The following is a 25,094-nucleotide window of genomic DNA, read 5'->3' as shown; positions in this document are numbered from 1 at the left end:
CGGCCGCTCGGGAGGGGCTCGCCGTCGCCGGGGCTGCGCTGGGTCAGGTGCCGGTACCCCGCACCACGGCCGGGATGGTCCGGGCCATGATCCTGAGGTCGGACTGCATCGACCAGGTGTCGATGTAGTCCAGATCCAGCTCGACCCAGCGCTCGAAGGAGGCGTCCTGCCGGGCGGAGACCTGCCACAGCCCTGTCAGGCCGGGCTTGACCGACAGCCGACGGCGGTGACGACCGTCGTAGGTGTCGACCTCGTTCGGCAGCGCCGGACGGGGACCCACCAGCGACATGTCACCGCGGATGATGTTCCAGAACTGCGGCACCTCGTCCAGGCTGGTCTTCCGCAAGAACCGCCCGATCGGGGTGATCCGTGGGTCGTCGGAGAGCTTGAACGCCGAGCCCTGCCGTTCGTTCAGGTGTTGTAGCTCGTCCAGTCGGGTCTCAGCTCCGACGTGCATGCTGCGCAGCTTCAGGATGTTGAACTGCCGGCCGTGGCGGCCGACGCGCACCTGGCTGAAGAACACCGGACCGCCGTCGGTCAGCTTGATGCCGATCGCCGCGGTGAGCAGGAGCGGCGCGGTGACGAGCAGTCCGAAGCCGGCGCCGACCAGGTCCAGGGCCCGCTTGAGGCCCTTCATCACCAGGCTGTCCGGGGTGTTGATCAGCGAGAACATCGGCAGGGCACCGAGTTGGTCGATGCGGCTGCGCGACTCCATCTCCTCGGTGAGCAGCATGGGGATTCGGACGGTCTTGCCCTGGAGCTCGGCGGTGCGGGCGCACTCGCGGATCAGCGGCCACTCCTCGAAGGGGAGGCAGATGACGACCTCGTCGACCACCTTGTCCCGCAGGATCCGCTCGAGCGCGTGGATGTCGCCGAGGTGCGGCTGGCCGGTGATCGGACGGAGACCGACCGACCCGATGGCCTTCACACCCAGCTCGGGGTGGATCTCCAAGGTCGAGAGGTACTGCTCGGCTCCCAGGTTGTCGCCGACCAGCAGCACGTGGGTCTGCTTCGCGTCGCGGTCGAAGCGGTGCCGCAGGTAGCTGCGTACGACCAGGCGGTTGACCGTCAGCAGCACCGCGGTGCCGCTCCCCAGCAGCGCCAGGAAGAGCCGAGAGACGCCTGCGGTGTCCATGACGACCATCAGGGTGAAGAGGCAGAGCATCATCCCGGCCCCGCCGACGAAGCCCTTCCGGATCAGCCGGAACGCCGTGGCCCGCTGACGGATGCGGTAGAGCCCCAGGCGAGACCACAGGAAGGGCATGGCGAGCACCCCGGCCAGGACGGCGACGGGGTTCATGTCGACGACGCTCCCGGCGGCCAGAGGCCGGCCGAAGAGGGTCTGGCCCAGCACTGCCACAAGGGCGAAGAGGAGGACCAGGTCGGCGATCATCAGGACGATCTTGGCGCCCATGACGCTCTCACGAACCAGCCAGGGCTGGATTCGCGGCGCGACATCCTGCTGCGCCGGCTTCGCCCCGGCGTCATCGCGTACGTCGATCACGACGTCGTTCACGTTTTGCTGCATCATTTCCCGAATCCCTCAAGCTGCGTGCGGGCCCCTCAGAACCACGCCTGGCAAAACTACGTTGCGTAGACCCTCGCGTCAACTATCGGCTGATTGCTGCGCACAGCTTCGGCCTCACGTGTAGTACTTGAAACACCACGGAATGTGTGGGCTGTGTGGGCTTCAAGGTGTCCAATCGTGCAGTGTTTTCCTGGTTCTTGGGCTAGGTTCGGCCTGTTTGCCCGCCCGTGCACGGGCCGGTCGTTCTTACGCAGTGTTGTGTAACACTCAACTGAACTCGATTCATCTAACCGTGTTCGCTGGACCGGCATCGCAGGCCCGAGCCAGGGACGCTCGGAACGGCTGAGGTGATACGCCCAGCGCGGGTTTCGGGGCGGTCAGGTCCCGGGGCGGTGGGCAGCGAGGCGTCTGAGCCGTGCTGGCTGCAGTCGCCCCGCCCACTCCGTACCTGACTGCTGCGGGCCGGGTGCTAGGTCCGGCCTGTGGTGGGCCCTGGCCCTCCGGATCCTGCGGGCCTGCTGTGTCATGGATCTCCCGTCCTGCGGCTGTGGATATCTTCGACGGAGGCAGTCCGGGTGCGACTACTCTCTGGGCTTCAGCGGCCGGTAGTCGGGGACTGGGGATCGGGGACAGCAGCAGATGAGATCAGGAGGAGGCGGCCGCCGGCTACGCGAACGCCCCACCGAGTTGGTGGTCTGGGGCGTCTGCGGTCTGCTTTTCCTGGCCGGTGTCGGCGTGTTGGGCGCGCGGTGGCTGGATGGGGGAGGTGGGGAGCCTGACCGGGACGAGGCAAACCCGGTCTTGGCCATCACAGAGGCTCCAAGGCCCGCCCCGGTGGACCCCATGTTGGACGAACCGGCAGCGACGCCATCGTCAAGTCCGACCGCGTCTGCGACACCGACGGAGGATCCCTCTCCGACGCCGACTCCGACCGGCAGCCCGACGCCCACACCGACCGCTACGGAGGCACGGTCCACGACGGTCCTGTTCGAGGGAGGCCCCGCCACCGGACCGTGGCAGCAGCTGGGCACGGTGGCCGAGATCACCCACCCGGACGCCCCGCCCACGGCTCGCTTCAGCTATGAGAACGGTTGGGCCGACCCTGAGCAGGAGAACCAGCCACCCGAACTCTGGGACCGCCTGGTCATCCCTATAGCCGAGCAGGTCCAGGATCTCGGGGAACCCGTCGACCGGCCCGTCTTCGGTGGCGCCGATGGGTCGGAGCCTTTCAACAGCTTCGGCGGAATGCAGGACGTCTACTTCCAGGACGAGCTGTTCACCGCCGTGTGGACGGCTGTCTTCGAAGACGAGGAAGGAGTCAAGAAGGCGTACTTCTTCAGGGCCGTGACTTTCACCGAAGAGGTGGTCGCCGAATGGGAGCCCATTGTCTACGCAGAGGCCGACGGCCTCGACTTCAATCAAGTGTCTGAGGACGCCGCAGATCGTGTTCGTGAACTTGCTGCAGAAGAGGGGTGGACGGAGTGCGAGCGTTGTTGAGGCGTGCGCCTTTCGCTCTGCTCTTGGCATCGGCGATCTTCTTGACCTTCACCTCCGCGGCAAAGGCGCAGCCATCGAACGTTCCGGGTGGCGGCTCAGGCGGGACCGCAGGAGGTAGCGAGGGCTCTTGCATTGGTGGTCCAGCAGCCTGCGCCGGCGCGAACACTCCGTTGCCCGGCCAGACGACCCTCGGCAACGCCGGGTCGACCTCCGCGGCACCCGGCTGCCTCACCAACCGTGTCGTGACCACCGGGACGGGACAGACGCAGTCCGACTCCCTGCCGTTCTGCCCCGACGCCGATGGCGACGGGATCTCCGACCTGCCCGCGGGATTCATCGTGGCAGGCACTGGCGTGGCCATACCTCGGCCGCCGGATCACGACGAGATCGTCCAGCGGATCTGCCCCGATGTTCCTGATCCCGAGATCGGACACAACCCGCACCAGTGGGGCGTGACCGGCGTCGAGACGTGGCTGTGGGATGCCACGGACCCGCAACCTCGATCATCGGGACCGGGGCTCGACATCCGCGGCTACCCCGTCTCCTGTGTCCTCACCCCGCAGACCTGGACGTTCGATGTCGGTGAACCAACCGCCGAGCAGTACGGCCACCAGCGCCAGTACACCGTCCGCGAGGCCGGCAGTGAGTCCGAGACCACGCCCGTCCGCCACATGTGGTCCACCAAGGGCACCTACGACGTCACCCTCGACGTGACCTGGTATCGGGACACCAACTACGGCGACGACTGGCCGGTCACCGAGACCACTCGGGCCTACGAGGTCCGCGAGATCGTCATCGGCAACGTCCCCAATCCGTCCTGACCCCTCTCCGGCGGCTGTCCTGTCGACGTTTGAGCCGCAATGCTGACCGACCCGATCTCGACCAGTGCCTGGCCGAACTGATCCAGCCCATCGCTGCAGCAGCCCACGCCCCACCGGCAATGGTGGGGTGCGGCTCAGACGAGTTGTGGTTCTCGCAGCAGCTCGGGTTGATGGTGCATCGCGACCGGGTCGCTGACGGCCGGTGGGTCAACTCCCGACACCCCACGCCGCGCCGGGGGATCGCTCGTACAGTCGCCCTCGAGTAGCCCGGGGGTGAACTTCACCTGCCGTCGGGTCCGGACTCCGCGGCGATCGCGGATGACGGTGACGGTGGTGGTCTCGGGGGAGTAGCCAAGCTGCCAGCCCTCGTGGTGGACGGCGGTGTGATGATGACGGCAGAGCGGCACGCCGTTGGCGATGTCGGTCTTGCCGCCGTCCCTCCAGTAGGTCACGTGGTGCAGGTCGCACCAGCTCATCGGGCGGCCACACGCGGCCCCGTCGGCCACGGGGAAGGCGCAGCCACTGAAGGTGACTTCGGCGTGGCGGTACTGCGCGGTGGTCCAGGTCCGGGTCTCGCGACCGATGTCGAGGACCTGCGAGCTGGCACCCAGCACGGCTCGGGTGAGGCCGGCATCGCAGCCGAGCCGTCGGGCGGTATCGGCAGACAGCCAGGTACCCCGGTTGGTGCGGCCCGGCAGGTCAGCCAGGCCGGTCAGCGTGGCCAGTGGCACCACGGCGGTGATGTGTGGCTTGACCCCGCGGACGGTCGGCAGGTCGCCGGCCTTGAGGGCGCCCCCGACCAGGTCGATGACGGCGTCGGCGCGGCGCTGTTCGTAGGTCCGCCGCTCGGCAGCGGGGACGTCGGGGTGGTCGAAGGTCTGGAGTGCGTCGAGGGCGGTGTGGAGCGCATCGTGCTCGGCAGGCGGCAGCGTGATGGACGTGTGGCCCATCCCGGTTTCGCTGTCGATCCTGGAGAAGACCGCGCGCCGGCTGTGCTGGGCCACGTCACGGCGGCGCATGGCCTCGGCATCTTGCGCCCGACGGGCCTTCGCGTCGGCCCGCAGTTGGTCAGGCGTGGAGCCCTGGCTTGCCTTGCGGAGCAGCTCGGCCCGGTGGGCAGCCTCCGCCTGTTCGGCGGCGATGCGATGACGCTCGGTCTCGGCCTGCTGCTCGGCCGTGATGCGGCGTTCCCGCTCGGCGACGGCAGCGGCGTGGGCGGCGCGCTCGGCCATGGTGCGGGCCTGAGCGGCGGCTTCGCGGTCGGCGCGCTCGCGCGCGCGGCGGTCGTCCTCGGCGGCGGCTCGGCGTGCCGCCGCAGCGGCGTCGGCGTCCTTTCTGGCCTGGCGAGCAGCCTGCGCCATCGTCTGGGCATGTCCCCGGCTGATCTGGCCGCTCGTCAGGGCGTCCAGCACCGTCGGCGCACCGTCGAGATCGGCCGCGAGTCGGCAGAGCCGTCCGGCCTCGCCCGCCGTCAGACCCAACTGCTGGGCGACCCAGGCGCTGGGGGAGCTCTGTCCGTCCGACCCGGGCACGCCCTCTACCTCGGCGGAGACGATGGCCCGGCTCGTGGCAGCGGCCACGGCGGCGTCGACGTGCGCCAGACCCGAGAGCAGTGCGCCCAGATCTCCAGAATCGGAGGTGGCCTGGTCCAGCCAGGCGTTGATGCCCCGCAGGCCATCGAGAACCCGACCGAGTGCGCCCCACGGATCCGCCGGGGTCTCCCCCAGATCGACCTCCCGCGCCCCTCTTGCCATGGCTCGAATATACGTTCTTAAAAGCGGGTTGTCAAGGGGTTTCTTTAGCAACCGAAGGTCCCGGGACGTGGTTGCCCGACCGTCGCCGGGAGCCCGCACGTCTCGCGGTGGGAGTGCACGGCCGAGCATCATCTGACCGCGTCGGCCGCGGACTCGACGACGCCGCGCGACCCCGCCGCCATGGGCAGCCCCGACCAGCGCCAGCCGTTCGGGTCGGTTGGCTGCCGTCGCCGGGGGCCGGCCTCGGGCCTGGCTGCGATGGACGACCACGTCTGACAGACCACGTGACTGCGGGGCGGCCTTGACCCTCCCCCCGGAGGAGATCTGACACTGGGGCTGACGTCACCTGTCGACGAACAGAGAGGACCACGCCCATGCCGCTGGACCGCATTCCGGGATTCCAGGCCTATCCGACCGATCACTGCGTGACCGGGTCCCTCCGGCACATCTACGACATCGGCGGCCACCCGATCTCGGAGGCGATGCTGCTCGGGCTGGGCGAGGGCATCTCCTTCGCCTACTTCCACATCACGGGCACCTGCCCCTTCTACGGCGGCCGAGGCAACGTCACCCGACCCGGTCGGAAGGGGCTGGAGCACACGGCCGGACGCCGCACCGGCGTCGTTGTCGATGCCCACAAGACCACCAGCGCGCGCAAGGCCCAGGCGACGCTGCGGGAGCTGCTCCTCGACCAGCAGCCCGTGCTGCTCTACGTCGACATGGGGTTGCTGCCGTACTTCGACTTCCCCGAGGAGTACCACTTCGGCGGGCACACCATCACGATCGCAGGGCATGACCCGGACACCGACGACGTCCTCGTGGCCGACCGGGACGCCGACTTGCATCGGGTCAGCTGGGCGGTGCTCGAGGAGGCTCGCGGGTCAACCTTCAAGCCCTTCCCGCCGCAGCACGCGTGGCTGACGTTCGACTTCTCCGGGGCGCATCCGCCGACGGCGGAGGGGATCCACGAGGCCATCGAGGGGGTGTGCGACGCGATGCTCCAGCCACCGATCGCCAACCTCGGCGTCAAGGGGATCCGCAAGGCGGTCCGGGAGACCCGGAAGTGGCCGTCGGTGCTGGACGAGGCGGAGGTGCGCCGCGCTGCCTTCACCGTGTCGCTGTTCATCGACCGGCGCGGCGGAACCGGCGGAGGGATCTTCCGCTACCTCTACGGCCGGTTCCTGGAGGAGGCGGCAGCGATCACGGAGGAGCCTCGACTGGCCGAGCTGGGCCAGCAGCTCACGCGGATCGGTGACCAATGGGAGGAGGTCGCCGCCACCTTCGCTCGGGCCGCGGAGGCGAAGGACCCCGCCGTCCTGCTCGAGGAGGCGACTGGGCCGATGCTCGACATCGCGGAGGGGGAGGAGGCTTTCTGGCGTGAACTCCGGGCCGTCGGAGCGAGGTGACGTGATGGGCCTGGCGTTCTCGCAGCAGAGGAGTGCCGGGATCAGGTGGGAGGCCAGTCGAGCGGCCCGGCCAGCTCACCGGCGGTCAGCTCGAGCACTGCGCTTCGCTCGGTCGTGACGAACTTCTGATCTCCCCGCTGAAACCAGTGAACGCGCCGGCTGGACGGATCGACGATCACGAGCTCCTCGACGTGCCGAAGACACGCGCCGCCACGTCCGAGTTGTCCACGAGGGGCCGCATGCTCACGCCGCGACAAATGCTGTCGCCCATGGGTTCGATACTGTTCCGTTCATGATCGTCATCGCTGCCGAAGGGCCCGTCAGGCCGGAGGGGTGGGAGGCCCTGCGAGCCACCCTTTCCCGCCACGCCGAGACCAGCCGTGCCGAGGCGGGGTGCATCGACTATCGCTTCTCCGTCGACATCGATGACCCCCACCTGATCAGGCTGTTCGAGTGCTGGGAGGACCAGGCCTCCCTGGACGCCCACCTGGCCGCCCCCCACTCCGCAGCGTTCGGCACCACGATCGGTCCCAGCCTGGCCGGTCCGCTGGAGCTGACGCGGTACGAGGTATCCAGCCACGGCCCCATGGACGTCTGACCACCACGGGTCCCGCCCATGTCCAGCCTTCAACACGCGCCGCCCGGTGGCATCCACGCCATCCTCTCGGTGCTCTCCGCTGCGGCTGAGCTCGGCTCTGGGCCGCGCGCATCCGGCGACACCTCCACTTGGTGCACGCCAGCTGGCGACTGGTGACGTCGCTCGAGTCGACCTGGCACGACCGTCTGGAGGAGTTGGTGCCGTCCGGCTGCGGGGTGCGGCCGGAACAGGATGATGGCCACTTGGTCTCAGATAGGCTTCTCACCTGGTGGCGCGCTTGGACGGCGTTTCTTCTCGGTCTGGCGCCACCTCGTTGGAGGAGGGAAACGTCGTGAGTGAGGTCGAAGCGGCGCCGCGCCGCCGTGACACCTGGAGCCCAGAGCGTCGACGGACCATGACCGTCCTGACGGCTGCAGCGATGGTCATGGTCGGCATGGCCTTGGAGGCCCTGCTGGTCGTCTGGACCACGGGGGCCGGGTTCGACTGGCTGTCCTGGGTTGTCCTCGCCTCCTACATCATCGGCGGCGCGGTGGTGTTTGCCGTTGGGGACCGCGATGACTACGACCCAACGGCGGAGCGGTGGTCGATCGAGGTGCTGTCGTGGATCATCCGCGGCCCCTCGGCCACTCGCCACCGCGCACTTCGCGTCTTGGTCTGGCTGGCCGTCGGGCACTTCGCGGCCGCGGGAGTTGTGGTGGCTGCAATCGTCGACGCGCTTGGCACCTTCGGCTTCTGATTGCTGCGCCGGAGACCAAGCCGGCCGACTGGTTGAGCTGACCCAGCCCGTCGCTCCCGACCCCCGATGGCCCAGCGGCGATGGTGGGTGCGGGTCAGATGAGCGGGCTCCCGGAACAGGGAAACCCTCGCCATCAAGTGGTGCCGGCATCAGCCCGCGCCACGACGAACCCGACCAACGTCGTGGCCTGCTTGGAGAGCAGGGCACCCTCCTCCACGTTCTCGCCGATGGGCCGTTGGCCGTCGCGCTGCAGCGTCAGCCGGCGGGCCTGCGCCTCACGACGTTCGAACGCCTCCCGGTCATACCGAGCTGGGTCAACCGCCATCGGGATCGAGCCAAAAACGCAACCAAGTTTGGGCCGAGGATGTCGCTCAACTGGGCGGCCCGATCAGCATGGGCCGGATGTCGAGGCGTCGGCCGTCATGACCGGGGACTACGACGTGTGGAGGATGACCGCATCCCCGAGTGCCGCAAAGTGCGGAGATCGGCACCCCAGAACTCTGGCAGCTCCTGGAGACCTGCGCCAACCCACGGTCATCGGTGATGGCCACGGCGCACCGGCAGGTCCAGTCCGGTCCCGGGCTGTCGCGCTTCCGGGGGCAGTTGCCTGCCGATTCCAGGCGGGAACGTGCCGGTTCCACCGGGGCAGCCAGACCAGCCGTAGGGGCCGCCACCGTCGGTGGTGCCCGAGGCCGTGGCTCGCAAGGTGAAGGCGCCCCCGGTCAGGACGTACTCGTACGCCTCCCATCCGTACGGCGTCCCCAGCGTGTCGTCATAGATGTACTGCGTGAAGTTGTTGGGCGCGACGCCGTACCCCGAGCCAAACCGCACACCACCCCCGAAGGACCAGTAGAAGGGAAAACCGGAGTCACCGTCCAGCGTGGCCTGGATCCCGCCTTCTCGAACCTCCAGGATCTCGCCGAAGATGGTGTTGGCACCGACGCTGGTGGTCAGCAGGATCTCGGTCGCGGGCCCCACGTCCAGGTCGACGGCGCATTCCAGTGCGTAGCCGGCGCTTGAGAGGTCGCCTCCTGGCACGTAGATCTCGGTCCTGTACGGGCGCAGTACCCCTCGCCGGGTCGAGAACCCTCTCACGGTCAGGAACTCGTCAGGCTCTTGGTACATGATCACGCGGTCGATCTGTCCCGGACCGGTTCCGTCACCGTCCAGGTCGATGGCCAGCACTGACACACAGGTCGCGGTCGGAGGGATGAGGGGACTGGCCGGCGGGGGTGGGCAATCGTCGAAGTAGTACATCCGGCTGCCAGGCAGGGCGAAGGCTAGGTCCATCTCCGAGGGTGGCGGTGGCGGTGGACATGCGCCGCCGTCTTGCTGGTCGATGTCCGAGACAACCGTGGCAGACAGAAGGGCCTCGTCGCCGATCAGCAGGGTCTCGAGCGCTGGGTCGGTACCGCACCCTCTCCCCACTCTGCCCAGCGTGGCGTCTGGGACTCGGTCCGCGTCGGCGACCAGGATGGGATAGTTCAGGTCGGCGGACAGGCCCGCGGCGGCCAGCCCGTAGGCCCAGCCGTCGTCCCGGTAGCCGTTGACGACGAGATACCCGGCGGCCGAACCCCACCGCTCGGCCGCGATGGCGGCTGCGGTTCCTGCCCGCTCCGATCCTGCGACTCGGACCCCGCCCAACGTCGCCTGGACCTCTGCCGACAGTGCGGCAGTGCCGCCCACGATGAGGGTCTGCTGGGTGCCCAATTCGGCCAGCAGGGCCGCAACGCGTGGGTCGACCGTATCGGTCGGTGTCAGGACCAGCGGAGTGTTGGTGTTGGCCAGCCAGCCGCCGACGGTGATGGAGTCGGCCCAGCCGGCGCTGCCCTCCCCAAATGCCCGAGCGACCGCGACCAGGTCCCCGGAGCCCGTACGCGCAGCGTGTTCGCGTGCGACCTCGACGGCGGTGCCGATCCGATCGGGACCGGCCAGCCGAACGGTCTGGTAGCCCTCGGTCTGGAGCTGCGTCTCGACCGTGGCACTGATCGCTTCGGTGCCGCCGAGGAGGATGACCTCGCCGCCGTCCGGGAGCAGCCGTCGGATCTCGTTGACTACCGGGAGGGCGAGTACGTCGGTTGGGGTCAACAGCAGCGGTGACTGCCCGAGTAGGGGAGCGGCAGCCAGCGCGTCGGCGAACCCGTTGGTGGTGGCCAGCACCACGCTGGCCGGTGCGCCGGAGGGGAAGCGGGCCTGGCTGATCGCCACCGCCCCACCGATCGGGTCAGAGACACTCAAACGTTCCGTCGTGGCCCGGTCGCCGTCGACCAACTCCTGGGCGATCCCCGTCTGCGCCGTTATGGCTGGTTGCATGGCCAACAACAGCAACAGGCTCGTGACCAGAACCGCTGACTGCTTCACTCGAACCTCCCCTGCCTGTCGTCAAGGGGTGGAGCGTATTTCATTCGGTACTCCTGGTGCTGGCCGGGCGAGGTATTCCAAGCGCAGGCCGAGCAGAGCAGCCTCGGGCTCTGACAATCTTGCTATTTGCCAAAGTTGTCAGATGCCAATGTTGTCATGACCATGATCCGTACGGCAAGCAACAGCCCGTTCGCCCCCGGCAGTGACGTTGCGCCCGATGTGTGGGCCGGTCGAGCAGCTGAGTTGGCCGACTGGCGCGATGTCGTTCGGCCGCGGCGGAGCGCGGGGGTTGTACGAGCGGGGGCGAGCGATCCTTGGCGAGCCGGGAATCGGCAAGTCCGTACTGGCCAGACGCATCGGTCCTGGCAAGCAGCATCCAAGAGGCGGTGAGCAGCCGCTCGGTCGACGAGCGTCTCGGCCGTGCCGCAGCCGACCTTGCCGGCCATGTGTCACAGATCAGGGCCGGTGTCACGCTCGATCTTGACACGGGCTCGAGGCCCCAGGCACACGTCGTCCTGAGAGAGGCCGTCGTGGACCTGGCCATGCTGGCCGGCGATGATGGCAGCGCGGTGGTGCTGCACATCGACGAGGTGCAGAACGTCCTGGACGCCGATGCGCTCAGCCAACTGCTCGTCGCAATCGGGGATGCCCTTGTCGCCGTGGCACCAGCCGTCGACAGCGCAGGCAACCCGCATGAGCGCGTCCTCCCGCTGCCCGTCTACCTGACCGGGCTGCGCGACTTCACGGATCGTGCGACCAGCGAAGCCGGGGCAACGTTCGCGCGGCGCTTCAAGCCGCTGTATCTCACGCACCTGGATGACATCGAGATTCGGGCTGCACTGGTTCCCTTCACCACCGAGGGCTGGCCGGTGCTGACCGATGCCGGCCCGCTGGCTGTAACCATGACAGCCGAGGCAGTGGACGCCATCGTGGCCCGGGCTCTGGGTGACCCGTTCCTCTTCAAGTTGCTCGGCGCGGCCGCGTGGAGCGCTGATGGCGGGGCGGTCATCACCGCCGACCACGTCGAGGCTGGCTGGGCCAGCAGTGCCGACGAGGTGGTGGCGCATGTCGAACGAGCCTGGCTCCGCCTCCCACCCCAGGAACAGCACCTCTTCGAGGCCATCGTTGCCCTCCCCCCAGACCAAACGCACGCTCTCAGCATCAGCGGAGCGGCTGGGGCGAACCGGATCGCAGCTTGGCGCGGCCGCGCGACGGCTCGAGGTGCGGGGTCTGATCCGACGCGGGCCGCTCTACACCGTCGTAGCCCGACCGCTCGAGGCGTTCGTCACGGGCACCCTCCTGTGACCACCTCTCCGTCATCGGGACGACTCGGCATGACTGCAATCGTGATCGAGCGGAGGGCCTACACCCACGACTCTGGGGATCACTCGGCAGCGTGGTGTCCAGCCACGGCCCACTCGGCGGCTGACCGGTAGACCGTCCAGCGGGTCAGGGGTTCACGAGAAGGTCGTGTGACCTCGACTGTTCTGAGTGCCGATGTATGGTGTATGTATGCGGCGCACCAACATCTACCTGGAAGACCGACAGTTGGACCTGCTCCGTCGTCTGAGCGATCGGCGCGATGAGTCGGTGGCGGCGCTGGTGCGCCACGCCTTGGACGACTGGCTCGAGCGACAGGGTGTCGTGGCAATCGAGCCAGACGAGTGGGAGCGTCGCTTCGATGAGCTGTTGGTGCGTCGTGACCGCATCGCTGGGCAAGAGGACTTCACTGAGGCGGAGGTCACGAGCGACGTTCTGGAAGCCGTGAGGGAGGTGCGGGACCGACCGGCGAGCTGATGCGAGCCGTCATCGACACCAACGTCTGGGTGTCCGGGCTCATTCAGCCCTCGTCGAAGGCCGGCAAGGTCGTCCGGGCGGTGCGGGATCGCCGCCTCGAACCGGTTTGCACGTGGCACCTGGTTCGCGAGATCGTGGATGTTCTCAGGCGGCCGAAGATCGCCGAGTACGGCGTCACCGAGACCGATGTCGCCGCCGTGCTCGAGCTGCTTCGGCCCTACGTGCCGTCCGTTGATGCAGACGCGTGGGTCTCTGGAGTCGACGTCCCCCTGCGCGACGAGCAGGACCTCCACGTGGTCTCGGCGGCGCTGATTGGCAACGCGTCGGTGATCGTGACCGGGGACCATGACTTCTTGGAGGATGACCGCGTTCGGGAGTGGCTCAGGTCGCGGGAGATCGGCGTGCTCAGCATCCCAGAGGTCTTAGAGCACCTGGAGACCTGAGGTTCAGGTTGCGGACCTGGTTGGGGTGGGCGACCTCATGTTCCCTACGGTCCCGACCCCGAGACCGACCGGCGCCATCCGTTCGAGGTAGCGACGCCGTTCAGGTCTGATGACGGGCGCGGCCACGATCTCCCGGGCGGTCTCCTCCGGCGACTGGGTGGTGGAGTCGATGACGGTCCAACCGGTCAGGTCCCACTCGGCGATCAGGGCGTAGGCGGGGTCCATCAGGGTGGCCAGGAACCCGTCGAAGGGTCCGGCTCGTGCGGCCAGTCGCGGCTTGACCACTCCGGCGTCAATGAGGAAGACGAGCGGGACGGTGTCGGGGTGGAGGAGGGGGCCGAACTGCTCAACGAACTGAGGTGCGGGCGGGACGGGGCCGTCGGTGATCACCGGGACGGAGTCGGCCTCGGCCAGGGTGGTTGCCCAGTCGACGACGATGCGGCGTCCCAGGGCGAACTGCGCCAGTTGCTCGTGGGGGAGGGTGAGCCGGCTGGACGAAGCCGCCGACGATGGACGCGCGGGTGATGTCGCCCTCGACGTGGGCACTGCGATCAAAGGCCTCGGCGACAAGAGGGGCGACGGTGGACGTGCCCGAGCCCGGTTGACCGGTGATCAGGATCCGCGGGGTGCTGGTAGCGACTGCATCGCGGCGCAGCCTACCGAAGCCCGGTCACTCCGGCGGCTCGGTGACGGTGAGGATGGCTCCAAAGTTGGCCAGACCTTCGAGCACCTCGAGTACCTCCGGCGCCGGAGTGCCGTCAGGCCCGACGTCGGCCCGGGTCGCAACCTCGTCGGCAAGTTCCCGGACGCCGTCCACGAGTTCCTCCTGCTCGTCAGGCGAGGGTGGGCACCCCTCCGGTGGCTCGAAGTCGATCTCGGCGAAGCCGTCCTGGAAGCTCTGCTCTCCCTCGAGCGCCAGGTCGGTCACAACCTGCAGCTGTCCGAGCGCTGACTCTGCGAAGTCATCACAATCGACGCGCTCCGTCTCGGTGACCGCCGCGGGGGTGGAAGGTGCGACTGGCTCTGATGGGATGCCGTTCAAGGTGAGATCCAGGGCAGCGCCCCACAGCGTGTCGGCGGCACGAGCGCGTGCCGATTCATCTGCGTCGGCGAACGGCCCCTCACCCAGTTCGATCTCGAAGGCAAGGTTGCCGATGTCAAGGACGACTTCGGGGCGGTCGGTCTGGTCGTCGGGACACTCCGACTCGGTCAGCACGCTCACTCCGGCCAGATCTGCGGCATCCACGTCTGCTCTATCGGCAAGGGCTGACTGGATCGTGACGCTAAGGGCGGAGATGTAGGCATCTCCCAGGTCCTCGCACGCAACAACACCCGGGAGCTCCGTAGCGTCCGCTGGACCTGGCGTCTCGACCGGCAACTCAGTCATTTCGAGTGTCACGCTGATCCCGGCGAGGATGTTCGCGATCTCGAACTCGAGATCGGTCAGCTGGCCGTCTTCCGAGAGGCTCGATTGCTCATAGACCCCGCCGACGATGTCCATCATCCCGGCGACGAGTTCTTCGCGCCCGTCGGGATTCGACGGGCAGCCGTCGGGCGACTGGATGTCGATAGCTGCAAAGTCATCCTGGAACGTCCCGCTGCCAGCAAGCGCACTGTCGACGACCGTCTGCATCTCAGTCAGGATCGTGTCGATGACCTCGTCGCAGGCGAGCTCCGGCTCGTCGCTGATCTCGCTCGGCCGGCCAAGGGGACTTGGCGACGGACCATCGTCAGTGCCGGAGACGCAGGACGAGAGGACGGCAGCTGCTATCACGCAGATGAGTGCGAGCACGGTGGTCCTATGTACCGACTCGATAGGGCTCACGCTAGGTATTGAGCGACTCGTGTCAAGGCCCCGGGTCACCGGTGCTTCTCCGGCTCGGTTGGGTGAATGGGTCGCCTTCGAGGTGGGCTCGCACGATCACAAGACGTCGTCGACGAATCACTCGGGAGGCTCGGTCACGGTCAGGATGGCGCCGAAGTTGGCCAGACCGGTCAACACCTCGAGCACCTCTGGGCTGGGGTTGCCGTCAGCCCCGACCTCGGCGTTGTCGGCCACCTCATCGGCCAGCCTTCGGACGCCCGCGACTAGCTCCTCCTGCTCCGTCGTCGAGATGGGTGGGCATCCCTCCAGTCCCTCGAAGTCAATCTCGGAGAACCCGTCCTCGAAGCTCTGTTCGCCAGCCAGGGTCAGGTCCGTCACGAGGCGCAACTCCTCAAGCAGGGAGTTGACGATCGCATCGCAGTCGGGATCCTCGGAAGCAGTGACAGGCGTCGGTGCGGGGCTTGGCGACGGAGTCGGGTCGACGTCGATCGGGGTGCAACCCGCCACCACGAGGATGACCGTCAAGCACGTCGCAACCTGCCTAAAGATCAGTCTGCCGAGCGATCGAGCTGAAGCGGAGAAAGTGTGCACATGCGCCCTCTTTGAACGGTCGCGACGTGTTGTACGTCTCGCCACCCGGCCGGCCAGCTGCGATCGACTGAATCGTCGTTCGCGTGGGTGATTCTGTGTCGATTGCATCCAGCCCTCCGATCGCCATGAGGTTGAGGACCCCATCAGAGGCCTGAACCTCCTGCGTCGCGCGAATGACCGCTTCACAGAAGACATCGTTGGAGAACTCCTGGAACGCTAGTGAGGAGGCTTGGTTGCAGTCGAAGATGCTATCGAAGTCGAAGGCGCCGTAGGTCCACCGGGTCAGACCGACGTTGTCCCTGGACCATGTTGCCAGGCTCCCGTTGGCGCACTCCGGGGATGGTGCGAACGTAATCTCCGCGATGAGCGTGTTGACTGGCTTGATGCTCAGCATCAGTTCGCATGCAGAACTCGTGGGATCTCCTCCTGTGCCATGGCAGAAGAACCAGCGCAGCGGCTCTTCGAACACGCTGATCGTCTCGTTCCGTCTGGTGCCGCTGCCCGCGAAGGTTGGAGCGGTGTCGGAGCCTTGGATAGGCAAACCGTCGCTCAGCGAGTAGTAACGCTGCCGCAGGAGGCCAGATGGCGTGCCGACCTCGATGCCCATGACACACGATGACGCCGAGTACGACTGCTCGATCAGCATCTCGCCCGGTCGTGGTTCCAGCGGCGGCGGGTCAGGGAACGAGCACCCTCCACCGCTGCGGAAGCCCTGCCAGTTCGCGGTGGAACTGTCGCTTAGTTCGGCTGGTGGATACATGTACGTCAGCCCCGGGGCGCCGAAGTCCATCTCAACAGGCTGTGGTCCCGCACCGTTCCTTGCGGCTAGCGCACATCCGCTCTCGGTGAGCGGTGGGAGGCAGGCAACAACCACGGGATCCACCCCCTCCAGCAGAGTCACCGCTGTCGGTCCAGGGACGAAGTCCGGGTACGTGAGGAGGATGGGGGCCGCAAATGTCGCCGAGTACGCCGCGGCTGCGAAGCCGCCCACCCAGGCGTCCGGACGACTTCCGGCATCGACGAGCACGACGGACCGCGGTTCTGCTGCCGTTGGCTTCAAGGTCGTGTTGAACCCTCGGAGCTGTGCAACCGCGGCTGCCGTGCCGACCCGCTCGCTTCCGGCGATCCGGAAGGCCGCCACGCCGGGGCTGCCCTGGATGGTCTTGAACGCCTGCTCGGAGATGGCTGCCTCGCCACCCACGACGTAGACGGTGCCGCGGAAGCCGTCGATGTACTGCTTGACCGATGGACTCAGCTTGTCGGAGTCCGTGAGGAGGATGGGCGCGCTGATGTCTGCCGCAAGAGCGCCCGCCGAAATCGAGTCGACGAACGCTCTCGTCTCATCGGTGGCGTCCCCAAAGGCTCGAGCTACGATCAGCGCGTCCGGGTTCCGGAAGAACGCCCGGGCGACCTCCAGCGCCGTCTCGACGCGGTTGGGGCCGGCATACCGCACGACGGTGAGGTTCAGCCGGCTGAGGTCGGAGACCACTTGCTCGGAGAGGGCCGCCTCACCGCCCAGGATCGCCGCACTCCGCGCACCGAGCCTCACGATCTCGTCGGCCACGACCGGATCGAGTCCGTCGCCGCTCGTGAGCAAGAGCGGACGACTGCGGCCTTGCACGCTGCCCGATGTCAGCGAGTCGGCAAAGACATCCTTCCGAGCGATGACAACCGACTCTGCTGTCTCGAACACCGACTGACTGAGCGTCACGGATGTCGCGGCCGGATCCCCATTTGGCGCTCCCACGAAGAACGCAGCGTTGTTCGTGCCGATTGGCTCGCCGGGGAGTTCTGGCGGCGACGGAAGCTCGGGTGGTGACGGGTCCGTTGGTCCTGCCTGAGCGGGACCGCCCATCGCCGAGCAGAGCGCCACTGCAAGTCCGATGGAGATCATTCTATTTAGCTTCATATCGTTTCTCCCCGTGTCATACATCGATAACACTTGAAGGTACGAGCTCGCGACTGACTGTCAATCCAGCCGTGCGCCAGCCTGTGGATAAGCGCGACCTCGGCGCTTCGGTCCACTGGCGGTTACGGTGCCGAGGTGGACAAGATCTGGCTCTCGCCACCCGACATGACGAGCGCCGAGCGGGAAGCGCTGCTCTCGGCGTTCGACTCCCGCTGGGTCGCCCCGGTTGGGCCTGACCTCGATGCCTTGGAGGTGGAGATGTGCCCTACCTCGGGCTGCCAGAGGGCTGTGCAGTCGCGCTCTCTAGCGGGACCGCGGCCCTTCATCTGGGGCTCGAGCTGGCGGGGGTCAAGGCCGGGGACGGGGTGTAGAGGTCGACGCTGACGTTGGCCGCCTGTGAATGCGCTGCCCCCATTTGATGGACACCTCCGCCATTCCTCTATCCTGAGCCCCGAGGATGGGGTCCGATGGTTCGTCGACCGAACAGGTGCCTACTGGAGTTCCGGCCTGAGTCTTCGCCAGCGTTTGTGTCAACTGTTCAGCGAAGTCCAGGTGCAAAGGGCACGACTACTCGGAATTTGCGGAACGAAAGGTGCTTCCTGCCGGAACGACGGATCTTGCGGCCAGAACGCGTTCCTCCAGCACGCATCCGTTCGCCCCGACAAGGGAGAGGTCGCCCACGATGACATCTCCACAAACCGAGGCGTTCGGCATAACGCTGACCGACGTGCCGAGCGTGCTGCCGTGTCCCACGAAGCCGTTGTAGGACACCAGGGTGGCCGGGCCCAGCCGAACGCCTGCACATACCTTCGCGCCCGCCATGACCACGACGCCTTCTGCCAACTCCGCCGTCGGGTGAACCCGCGCATCCGGGCTCACCACGGGACGGGCGAGATACGATTCAAGGCCATCTCTGGTGATTACGGTCCACCGGGGCACGGGATAGCCGATCGCCGGGACCACCCGCGCGTCCAAGGTGGGAACCTCAGCTGGCGGTCCGAGATACCGGAGTCCGAGTCGCCTCAGGCCTTCCTCGGTCGGTGCGGTGTCTGCCACGAAACCGAGTGCTCGGCGGCTACCGTGTACGGCCCAAAGCACATCGAGGGCGTGGCCACCGCCTCCCAAAAGGACCCATCGTTCACCGTGCTGATCGCCGTTCATATCCCGCAACGTATCCCGCTGCCCCATGACCACCGCTGACCAAGCTCAGGATCTGGCGGTCCTGGGCGGCGCGCGGGCCTTCGCGGAGCCCCTCCACGTGGGGCGCCCAAACCTGGGTGACCGGGCCGCGTTCACCCGGATGGTTGAGGACGTCTTGGACCGGCGGTGGCTCACCAACGACGGGCCGCTCGTCCGCGAGTTCGAAGAGCAGGTGGCCTCGATCTCAGAGGCACGTCACTGCATTGCCGTCGCTAACGGCACCCTGGCCGCGACGCTGCTCTTGGACACCATGGGGCTCCGCGGCTCGGCTGTCGTTCCGAGCTTCACCTTCATCGCGACACCGCACGCCGCCGAGTGGGCGGGCTTGGATGCCGTTTTTGCCGACATCGAAGAGGACACCCATCACCTCTACCAGTCCTCTGTGACTTCGGCCCTTACCCCTGAGACCGCGGTCGTGGTCGGGGTGCATCTGTGGGGCGGCATCCTCGACGCCAAGAGCCTGGACATCTCGGAGCTCGACGGCATCCCCCTCGTCTATGACGCGGCCCACGCCTTCGGCAGCACCCTGCACGGCCGCGGCATAGGGGCTCACGGCGTGGCGTCGACGCTCTCGTTCCACGCCACCAAGTTCATCAACACCTTCGAGGGGGGCGCGGTACTTACCGACGACGATGCGCTGGCAGCCGAACTGCGGCTGCGGCGAAACTTCGGCTTCGCCGGGTACGACGAGGTCACGAGACTCGGCACCAACGCCAAGCTGAACGAGGTGTCTGCGGCACAGGGGCTCTCGATGCTCGCGGTGATGCAGCACATCGTGGAGCACAACCACGCGGTGCTCGAGCGGTACCGCAACCGCCTCGCGCAGGTCCCGGGGATCACCCTCTGGGACCCTGGGGCGACCCGCACCAACGGGCAGTACGTCGTCACGCAGGTCGATGCCGAGGAATTCGGGCTGAGCCGGGATGAACTGGTCGACGCACTATGGGCGGACAACGTGCGCGCGCGGCGGTACTTCTACCCCGGCTGTCACCGGATGAGCCCCTACCGCGAGCGGGGATCCGACGTCGCGGATTCGCTACAGGCCACGGAGCGAGTGGCCAAGCAGGTCATGGTCCTGCCCACCGGCACCGCCATGACGTTGGCGGATGTCACCGTGGTCTGTGACCTCATCGCCCGCGCGCACGATCGGGCTCCTGCGATCGGCCGGGCCCTGCGCGCACCGTGAAGATCCTCGTCGCCGCCCGGGGCAACTATCCCCTGGTGAGACATCGCGCGACCGCGATGGCGAAGATGGGTCACGAGGTCATCGTCGCGACGATGCACCCGGACACGTCTCCCCCCAGCGAGTACGAACAAGTGTGTCTGCCCAGCGCCGGCGCTGGGGGACTGACCTACCTCGGTGCCGCCTGGCGGTTGAGACAGCTGTTCCGACGCCTCGATCCGGACCTCGTGGACGCACACGGCGCAACCTCCTACGGCTTCGCCTCAGCCCTCGTCACGGTTGACGCGCCCATGCTCCTCACGCTGTACGGAAGTGATCTGTACGCGCACGCGAGGGGCTCAGCGGTACTGACCCAACTCGCCAGGATCGCGCTTCGTCGCGCCGACGTGGTCTACGGGTCGACGGCTGATATCCAGCCGCTCGCAGAGTCGGTGGCGAAGCGGTCACTGCACGGCCGGTTCATCTCCCTCCCCTGGGGCGTGCCCGTGTACGACGACGTCCTGCGATCGGCGCCGGGGAGTGGAGGGGAGGAGACCGTCATCATCCATCCCCGGCGGGTGGATCCTCACTGGCGCATCTCGCACCTGATCCATGCGGTCGCATTGGCGCAGGAGGCTGGGGATGCCCGCTTCCGCCTGGACCTGATCTATCCGGCCCCTACATCCGAGGAGAGAGACCACCTGTCCGCACTCCTCCGAGAGGCAGAGACTGCGGACGTCAACGTCCGCGACGTCGGTCCTTTGGACCACGCGACCCTCTGCGAGCGCATGCGCACATCCGATGTCTTCGCCTCCGCTGCTCGCGAGGACATGCTCTCCAACTCGCTGCTGGAGGGGATGTTGTACGGCTGCATACCGATCGTCTCCGACCTTGCGGCCTACCGCAGCGCGCAGGACCGATGGGATGTTCGGTACTGGCCTGCGGACCCGGACGACGCGCCTGCATGGTCAAGGCACCTGGCGACGGCACACCGGATGGCCACGGCAGAGCGCGCCGAGTTGGCCGCTCATAACGCGAAGGCCGTGTCGAGCAATAGCGGTGTATCGGAAATGACCGCCCAGCTCCTGGATCGGGTTACGAGTGCGATCTCACGACCCTGACGAGCAGCCCGATCCTCCGGCTCGCGTGCAATCCAGCAGAAGCGGCAGGCCCACCTTGCAACGGCAATCGACCTGGCTGGCCGGCGGCAACATCGTGTACGGAGCAGCACAGTTCCTTCTGCTCGCCGCCCTCGCGACGTTCCTGACGCCGAGCGACGTCGGGGAGGTGGCGTACGCCCTTGCCCTCGCGACGCCGCTGTACCTGCTCACCGACCTCAATCTCCGTATCTCGGTCGCGACCGACGCACAGCACGAGGTTCCGACGGTGCGGTACCGGGCGTTCCGGAGGGGGAGCGTGGTCATCACCGCGGTTGCGCTGATCGTGGTGTTGCGGCTTCAGACCGAGGGTTCGGCGTTCTTGGTCGGCTTGATGGTCGTCGCTTACCGAGCGGCGGACTCGCTCAGCAACCTCGCCTACGGCTTCGGTCTACGGTCGCAGAACGGGGACGCTGTCGGACGGGCGCTGGCCATCCGCGGCCTTCTCGGCGTCGTGGCGTCGCTCGTGCTGTTGGCTGCCGGCGCGTCGGCGGCCGTAGCAGTCGGTGGCGTCGCAGCGATCTGGTTGACGCTCGCTGTCCGTGAGTGGAACCGATTCGGCGTCGGACCACTGCTATCCACCGATCCCCTGTCGTGGGGAGCCATCAGAGGGCTCGTCAAGCGGACCTGGTCCCTCGGGGCCGACGGGTTTGTGACCTCGCTGCACTTCAACATCCCGCGGTTCGCGGTCGAGCAGATCGTGGGGCTCTCGGCTCTCGGGGTGTACGCCACGGTTGGGACGCTGATGAACGGCGTTTCGATCGTGGCCGGTGCGGTGTCGGCCATCGTGGTGGCGAGGATGTCCAAAGCACTCGCCGATGGTCGAGCAGGAGACGTCATGCGTGATCTCCGACTCTTGGTCGCGACGGGTGTGGTCATCGCGGGTGGCCTGCTGGTGTTCTCGATCACGATCGGGCCACCGCTGCTCTCCCTGATCGGGCCGGAGTACGCCGATCGTGACCTGCTCGTCGCCTTCGCCTTGGGCGTCAGCCTTAACATCGTGGGTCAGTTCTTCGCCAAGCCGTTGCAGGCGGCTCGGCGCTTCGAGGTGTACCTGACCATCGACACCGTGGCGGCCGCCACCACCGGTTTGACCGCGTGGTGGTTGGTCACGAGGAGCGGAGCAGTCGGAGGGGCAGTGGCGGTGGCGCTTGGAGGCTTGGCCCGACTGGTCGTGACGATTCCTCTCACTCTGCGCTCTGTTCGCGCATCCACGAGCGAGGCGGTTGGGAGTGACTGACTTCTTGGTGATCGGTGCCATGAAGGCGGGCACCACCAGTCTGTACGAGGATCTGGGTCGAGTTCCCGCCATCGGTCGCAGCCCGACCAAGGAGCCTGGATTCCTGCTGCACGATCGGTCGACGGTACGGCTGAGGGAGCAGTACACCCGAAATCAGCCGGACGAGAGCACCTTGCTCCGCGACTTCAGCACGATGTACTCGATCGAGGAGCTCCATCCGGGTGTGCCGACTCGTGGGCGCGATGTCTTCGGTTCCGACCTGCGCATCATCTACTTGGTGCGTGACCCGATCGACAGAGCGCTATCCCACCACCATCACTGGGCGGTCCGGGGTCTTTGCGCCTCTAGCTTGAAAGACGCACTGCGAGAACACCCCGAGATCGTCGGCGCCTCCGAGTACGGCCGCCAACTCGCCGCGTGGCAGGCGGTCTTCTCGTCGGACAACATTCGTGTAGTCGTCTTCGAGGAGTACGTGCGCAATCGCCTAGGCGTCGTGGCCGACCTTTGCGCGTTCTTGGGTGTCGACCATCACGGGGTTTCCACAACGGAGCCCGACCAGATCTACAACCAAGGTGGAGGCAACAGGGTCGCCGCGGGGCGGTTGGGGGCCACCCTTCGCCATCCCCTCTACGCCGAGTTCGGAAGACGGCTGATTCCGGGCGCCGTACGCCGTGGGATGAAGCGAGTGATACTGCGCGACGGAAGCGCGAGGCCGGAGATGCCCCAGCGACTACGCGACGACCTTCGCTCGACCCTTCTGGATTCCACGACAGCCTTCGCCGACGAGCAGGGGATCACCAGCTCGTGTTGGCCGACCCTGCAGGGATCATGAGCGGGGTACCGGTCCGTCGGCGAGTCAGCAGCCTCCTTCGCCATGCGCAAGGTGTCGCACATCTCCGCCGCAACGATATCTTCCTCACCTCCTACCCCCGTTCAGGCAACACCTGGTTCAGGCTGCTGCTGCTGGGACTGCTGGATCCGCGTGATCACCATGGCGTCTTGCGCGACCTTCCTGACCTCATGCCGAGCTTGGGGCTCTCTGACCTGTCAGAGCCCTGGACACACCGTCAGATTCCGCGATTCGTGAAGACGCACTTGCCGTACCGACGGATCGTCATGGCGAGGCCTGGTCGGACCGTTCTCCTGGTTCGGGACCCGCGGAATGCGGCGCTTTCGTACTACGAGATGGCGAGCAAGTCCACCGTCCGGCCGTACGCCGGAAGCTTCAACGCCTTCCTTCAGGACGTGCAGCGGGGTGTACCGGCCTGGAGTCGGCACCGCCGATCGTGGCAGGGCCGGGCGAGCGTGATCGTGCGGTACGAGGAACTGCGCGCAACTCCACAAGAAACGCTGGCAGCCACCATGCAGTCGCTCGACATCGACGTGACGACCGACCGGGTCCGGTCCGCGGTCGAGTACGCGAGGATCGACCGCATTCGAAAGGTCGAGGCTGAGGAGGGTCTGGATGGGGATCGGTTCGGTCCGGGATATGTGGCGGTCGGCTCGTCGAGGGGCCGTGATTGGCGTGTGGTCTTCGGTTCGACAGAGCGAGAGACCTACGCCCGTCTGGCTGAGGAGTACGGGATAGCGGACTACCCGCCCGAGCCGTAGCTCCATGGGAGGAGCGATGCCGATCAGCTAGTCGCGAAGTCCTCTCTCCGACCCAGGGCCCTGGCCAAGACGACTGGCCTCCCGATCGGTGCGGATAGGCTGTTCGCCACGAACAGAAGTGCGAGCAGCATGACGACATCGCTTGCGGCGCCGAAGACGGCCGGTCCGAGTCCAGCGCCAACGGCTAACTCGCCGAACTGGAGCACCACCACCACGTATAGGCACACGCCCGGAATGGATTCGTTGCCCCCGGCGCGGAAGGCCAACTCCCCTCGGCGCAGTGCCCAGCCGAGGATCGGAGATCCGATTAGTAGACCGAGCAGGCCGAAGTTCCAGTAGGCCTCCGCGTAGTAGCCGGGCGGCACGCCGCTCCTGCGAAGCCCGTAGATCTCGCGGCCGATGATCGGTCCTGGCGCGATGCTCGGCTTGCCTGGCCAGATAGCTCGCGGAATAGGGGCGTAGAGATAACTTAGGTATGTCGTTCCATTGGCCGGTTCGAGTTGGACGCCCACAGAGTTTATTACGTGGACCGTCTTGGACAGGTCGAGGAAGTTGCGATTGAGGATCAACGCGTCTAGTGCTGCAGGGGACGTGATGGTGGTGAGCGCCGATTCCACGGACTCCGCGCGTGTTGAGCGGAAGCCCGTGAGGATGCCGATGGTGACGACCGCGGCCATGCCCGCCGCAGTGAGTCGAATCCAAGAGATGGATCTGCCACGCATGTGCAGGATGGCGAAGCCCATCAATGGGACGGCCAGAAAGCCGGAGCGTTGGCTGGCGAAGAACGGGAAGCTCAGCGCATTGAGTGCTGTGAGCCCGACTGCGAATCGCCGTGCTGGAGTCCACCGTTGGCCGGGTTCGGTCCAGAACGCGAGGAGGACCACGAACGCAGCGACGGCAGCGAAGTGCACGAAGCGCAAGTGCTCGTAACTCTGAAAGGATGTTTCGACCCCGACCAAACTGGTCTCGATCGTTGACCGCTTGCCACTGATCAACGTGAAGTTGAAGCCGGTGGTCGCGTCGACGTACGCGAGGAAGCCACCCAGACCGATGATTGAGAAGATGGCGACGGCCAGGTACACCTGCTGAGGGCGCGGGGAGAACGCAGAAGGCACCACAAACTTCCGTCTGACCTGGCCGCTCGAGGCCCGGTAGGCAAGGCCGGTCAGGAAGAGGCCGAGGCACAGCAGCAGACCGGGATAGACCCACTCCTGGCCGATTGAGTCTAGGACGAAGAGGCTCCGCGCAGCCTCACCCTGCTCGGCGACGTACACGGATCGGATACCGATCCCCACTGCGGCAGAGTAGAAGACCATGCTCCAGGGGGAGAACGGGTCTGCGTTCGGCCCGAGGGTGAGGGCGATCCCGGCCAGGCACAGGGCGCCGATCGTGACTACGACGCTCCACTCCTGCCACGGGGCAGCCAGGAGGCTCATGGCACCCAGCACGATGCTGCCC

Annotated in this window: 25 protein-coding genes; 14 read left to right on the top strand and 11 right to left on the bottom strand. The window is 66.9% G+C overall.

The genetic code is table 11. The features are described from left to right. Positions 1-43: 43 nt before the first annotated feature. Positions 44-1,531, bottom strand: coding sequence for a sugar transferase (locus C1746_RS20950; protein ID WP_116716743.1), 1,488 nt, complete (start codon positions 1,529-1,531; stop codon positions 44-46). A 1,029-nt stretch (positions 1,532-2,560) separates the two neighbouring features. Here C1746_RS20950 and C1746_RS20945 point away from each other — a divergent pair. Continuing rightward, the gene (locus C1746_RS20945) at positions 2,561-3,025 is read left to right on the top strand and encodes a hypothetical protein (protein WP_162868044.1); all 465 of its coding nucleotides are present in this window, start codon (positions 2,561-2,563) and stop codon (positions 3,023-3,025) included. 242 nt (positions 3,026-3,267) lie between these two features. Continuing rightward, positions 3,268-3,846: a hypothetical protein gene (locus C1746_RS20940; protein WP_162868043.1), complete on the top strand. Its 579-nt coding sequence runs from the start codon at positions 3,268-3,270 to the stop codon at positions 3,844-3,846. Positions 3,847-3,980: 134 nt separating this feature from the next. On the opposite strand, the gene C1746_RS20935 is transcribed toward C1746_RS20940, so the two are convergent. Beyond that, on the bottom strand, positions 3,981-5,600 hold the full coding sequence (locus C1746_RS20935; protein ID WP_162868042.1) for an HNH endonuclease: 1,620 nt from the start codon (positions 5,598-5,600) through the stop codon (positions 3,981-3,983). Positions 5,601-5,974: 374 nt separating this feature from the next. Here C1746_RS20935 and C1746_RS20930 point away from each other — a divergent pair, with 374 nt between their 5' ends. Beyond that, positions 5,975-7,006 (top strand): BtrH N-terminal domain-containing protein, encoded by a 1,032-nt coding sequence (locus tag C1746_RS20930; RefSeq protein WP_116716739.1) that lies wholly within the window; start codon positions 5,975-5,977, stop codon positions 7,004-7,006. Between the two features lie 41 nt (positions 7,007-7,047). Here the strand turns inward: C1746_RS20930 and C1746_RS22290 are convergent, their stop codons facing one another. Continuing rightward, positions 7,048-7,185, bottom strand: coding sequence for a hypothetical protein (locus C1746_RS22290; protein WP_162868041.1), 138 nt, complete (start codon positions 7,183-7,185; stop codon positions 7,048-7,050). 113 nt (positions 7,186-7,298) lie between these two features. Here C1746_RS22290 and C1746_RS20925 point away from each other — a divergent pair, with 113 nt between their 5' ends. From C1746_RS20925 to C1746_RS20920, 3 genes are all read left to right on the top strand, one after another. Beyond that, positions 7,299-7,604, top strand: a complete 306-nt coding sequence (locus C1746_RS20925) for a putative quinol monooxygenase (protein WP_116716738.1) — start codon at positions 7,299-7,301, stop codon at positions 7,602-7,604. A gap of 18 nt (positions 7,605-7,622) precedes the next feature. Beyond that, the gene (locus C1746_RS22285) at positions 7,623-7,760 is read left to right on the top strand and encodes a hypothetical protein (RefSeq protein ID WP_162868040.1); all 138 of its coding nucleotides are present in this window, start codon (positions 7,623-7,625) and stop codon (positions 7,758-7,760) included. A gap of 175 nt (positions 7,761-7,935) precedes the next feature. Beyond that, positions 7,936-8,340 carry a hypothetical protein gene (locus C1746_RS20920; protein WP_116716737.1) on the top strand — a complete coding sequence of 135 codons (405 nt, stop codon included), beginning with the start codon at positions 7,936-7,938 and terminating at the stop codon, positions 8,338-8,340. A gap of 133 nt (positions 8,341-8,473) precedes the next feature. Here C1746_RS20920 and C1746_RS20915 read toward each other — a convergent pair whose 3' ends face one another. Then, positions 8,474-8,665, bottom strand: a complete 192-nt coding sequence (locus C1746_RS20915) for a hypothetical protein (protein ID WP_116716736.1) — start codon at positions 8,663-8,665, stop codon at positions 8,474-8,476. Between the two features lie 209 nt (positions 8,666-8,874). Beyond that, a complete protein-coding gene (locus C1746_RS20910; protein WP_116716735.1) occupies positions 8,875-10,701 on the bottom strand; it encodes a cell wall-binding repeat-containing protein in 1,827 nt (608 codons plus the stop codon). A gap of 386 nt (positions 10,702-11,087) precedes the next feature. Here C1746_RS20910 and C1746_RS20905 point away from each other — a divergent pair, with 386 nt between their 5' ends. The 3 genes from C1746_RS20905 to C1746_RS20895 all read left to right on the top strand — a co-directional run bounded on the left by C1746_RS20905 (position 11,088) and on the right by C1746_RS20895 (position 12,941). Next, positions 11,088-12,137 (top strand): hypothetical protein, encoded by a 1,050-nt coding sequence (locus C1746_RS20905; protein WP_116716734.1) that lies wholly within the window; start codon positions 11,088-11,090, stop codon positions 12,135-12,137. Positions 12,138-12,213: 76 nt separating this feature from the next. Then, positions 12,214-12,498, top strand: a complete 285-nt coding sequence (locus C1746_RS20900; RefSeq protein ID WP_162868039.1) for a ribbon-helix-helix protein, CopG family — start codon at positions 12,214-12,216, stop codon at positions 12,496-12,498. After that, positions 12,498-12,941 carry a putative toxin-antitoxin system toxin component, PIN family gene (locus C1746_RS20895; protein ID WP_116716732.1) on the top strand — a complete coding sequence of 148 codons (444 nt, stop codon included), beginning with the start codon at positions 12,498-12,500 and terminating at the stop codon, positions 12,939-12,941. Before C1746_RS20900 ends, C1746_RS20895 begins: the two co-directional genes overlap by 1 nt. Positions 12,942-12,944: 3 nt before the next feature. On the opposite strand, the gene C1746_RS20890 is transcribed toward C1746_RS20895, so the two are convergent. From C1746_RS20890 to C1746_RS20865, 5 genes are all read right to left on the bottom strand, one after another. Continuing rightward, a complete protein-coding gene (locus tag C1746_RS20890; protein ID WP_116716731.1) occupies positions 12,945-13,487 on the bottom strand; it encodes a hypothetical protein in 543 nt (180 codons plus the stop codon). A gap of 124 nt (positions 13,488-13,611) precedes the next feature. Beyond that, positions 13,612-14,733 (bottom strand): hypothetical protein, encoded by a 1,122-nt coding sequence (locus C1746_RS20885; protein WP_116716730.1) that lies wholly within the window; start codon positions 14,731-14,733, stop codon positions 13,612-13,614. A 150-nt stretch (positions 14,734-14,883) separates the two neighbouring features. Beyond that, a complete protein-coding gene (locus C1746_RS20880; RefSeq protein ID WP_116716729.1) occupies positions 14,884-15,291 on the bottom strand; it encodes a hypothetical protein in 408 nt (135 codons plus the stop codon). A 16-nt stretch (positions 15,292-15,307) separates the two neighbouring features. Then, entirely contained in the window at positions 15,308-17,212 is a 1,905-nt protein-coding gene (locus C1746_RS20875; protein WP_276310014.1) for a cell wall-binding repeat-containing protein, read from the bottom strand. 621 nt (positions 17,213-17,833) lie between these two features. Then, complete coding sequence (locus C1746_RS20865) at positions 17,834-18,241, bottom strand: LbetaH domain-containing protein (protein WP_162868037.1); 408 nt, start codon at positions 18,239-18,241, stop codon at positions 17,834-17,836. Between the two features lie 211 nt (positions 18,242-18,452). Here C1746_RS20865 and C1746_RS20860 point away from each other — a divergent pair, with 211 nt between their 5' ends. The 5 genes from C1746_RS20860 to C1746_RS20840 are packed head-to-tail and all read left to right on the top strand — an operon-like array spanning position 18,453 to position 23,636. Next, positions 18,453-19,652: a DegT/DnrJ/EryC1/StrS family aminotransferase gene (locus C1746_RS20860; RefSeq protein WP_116716726.1), complete on the top strand. Its 1,200-nt coding sequence runs from the start codon at positions 18,453-18,455 to the stop codon at positions 19,650-19,652. After that, a complete protein-coding gene (locus tag C1746_RS20855) occupies positions 19,649-20,749 on the top strand; it encodes a glycosyltransferase family 4 protein (protein ID WP_116716725.1) in 1,101 nt (366 codons plus the stop codon). Before C1746_RS20860 ends, C1746_RS20855 begins: the two co-directional genes overlap by 4 nt. A gap of 55 nt (positions 20,750-20,804) precedes the next feature. Next, complete coding sequence (locus tag C1746_RS20850; protein WP_116716724.1) at positions 20,805-22,025, top strand: lipopolysaccharide biosynthesis protein; 1,221 nt, start codon at positions 20,805-20,807, stop codon at positions 22,023-22,025. After that, positions 22,018-22,857, top strand: coding sequence for a sulfotransferase domain-containing protein (locus tag C1746_RS20845; RefSeq protein ID WP_116716723.1), 840 nt, complete (start codon positions 22,018-22,020; stop codon positions 22,855-22,857). Before C1746_RS20850 ends, C1746_RS20845 begins: the two co-directional genes overlap by 8 nt. Further along, positions 22,854-23,636, top strand: coding sequence for a sulfotransferase domain-containing protein (locus tag C1746_RS20840; RefSeq protein WP_116716722.1), 783 nt, complete (start codon positions 22,854-22,856; stop codon positions 23,634-23,636). The genes C1746_RS20845 and C1746_RS20840 overlap by 4 nt, the downstream gene beginning before the upstream one ends. 23 nt (positions 23,637-23,659) lie before the next feature. On the opposite strand, the gene C1746_RS20835 is transcribed toward C1746_RS20840, so the two are convergent. Further along, entirely contained in the window at positions 23,660-25,072 is a 1,413-nt protein-coding gene (locus tag C1746_RS20835; RefSeq protein ID WP_162868036.1) for an O-antigen polymerase, read from the bottom strand. Positions 25,073-25,094: the final 22 nt, after the last annotated feature.

Origin of the sequence: Euzebya tangerina (assembly GCF_003074135.1) — a bacterium.
GTDB classification, from domain to species: Bacteria; Actinomycetota; Nitriliruptoria; order Euzebyales; family Euzebyaceae; genus Euzebya; species Euzebya tangerina.
Note: the sequence above shows the minus strand (reverse complement) of the source record. Positions and strands in the feature narration are given on the sequence as shown.

Coding starts and splice junctions, on each gene's coding strand:
- C1746_RS20895 (WP_116716732.1), top strand. CDS start 12,498: ATGCGAGCCGTCATCGACACCAACGTCTGGGTGTCCGGGCTCATTCAG.
- C1746_RS20875 (WP_276310014.1), bottom strand. CDS start 17,212: ATGGGCGGTCCCGCTCAGGCAGGACCAACGGACCCGTCACCACCCGAG.
- C1746_RS20925 (WP_116716738.1), top strand. CDS start 7,299: ATGATCGTCATCGCTGCCGAAGGGCCCGTCAGGCCGGAGGGGTGGGAG.
- C1746_RS20860 (WP_116716726.1), top strand. CDS start 18,453: ATGACCACCGCTGACCAAGCTCAGGATCTGGCGGTCCTGGGCGGCGCG.
- C1746_RS22285 (WP_162868040.1), top strand. CDS start 7,623: ATGTCCAGCCTTCAACACGCGCCGCCCGGTGGCATCCACGCCATCCTC.
- C1746_RS20840 (WP_116716722.1), top strand. CDS start 22,854: ATGAGCGGGGTACCGGTCCGTCGGCGAGTCAGCAGCCTCCTTCGCCAT.
- C1746_RS20935 (WP_162868042.1), bottom strand. CDS start 5,600: ATGGCAAGAGGGGCGCGGGAGGTCGATCTGGGGGAGACCCCGGCGGAT.
- C1746_RS20835 (WP_162868036.1), bottom strand. CDS start 25,072: ATGAGCCTCCTGGCTGCCCCGTGGCAGGAGTGGAGCGTCGTAGTCACG.
- C1746_RS20915 (WP_116716736.1), bottom strand. CDS start 8,665: ATGGCGGTTGACCCAGCTCGGTATGACCGGGAGGCGTTCGAACGTCGT.
- C1746_RS20900 (WP_162868039.1), top strand. CDS start 12,214: ATGCGGCGCACCAACATCTACCTGGAAGACCGACAGTTGGACCTGCTC.
- C1746_RS20950 (WP_116716743.1), bottom strand. CDS start 1,531: ATGATGCAGCAAAACGTGAACGACGTCGTGATCGACGTACGCGATGAC.
- C1746_RS20930 (WP_116716739.1), top strand. CDS start 5,975: ATGCCGCTGGACCGCATTCCGGGATTCCAGGCCTATCCGACCGATCAC.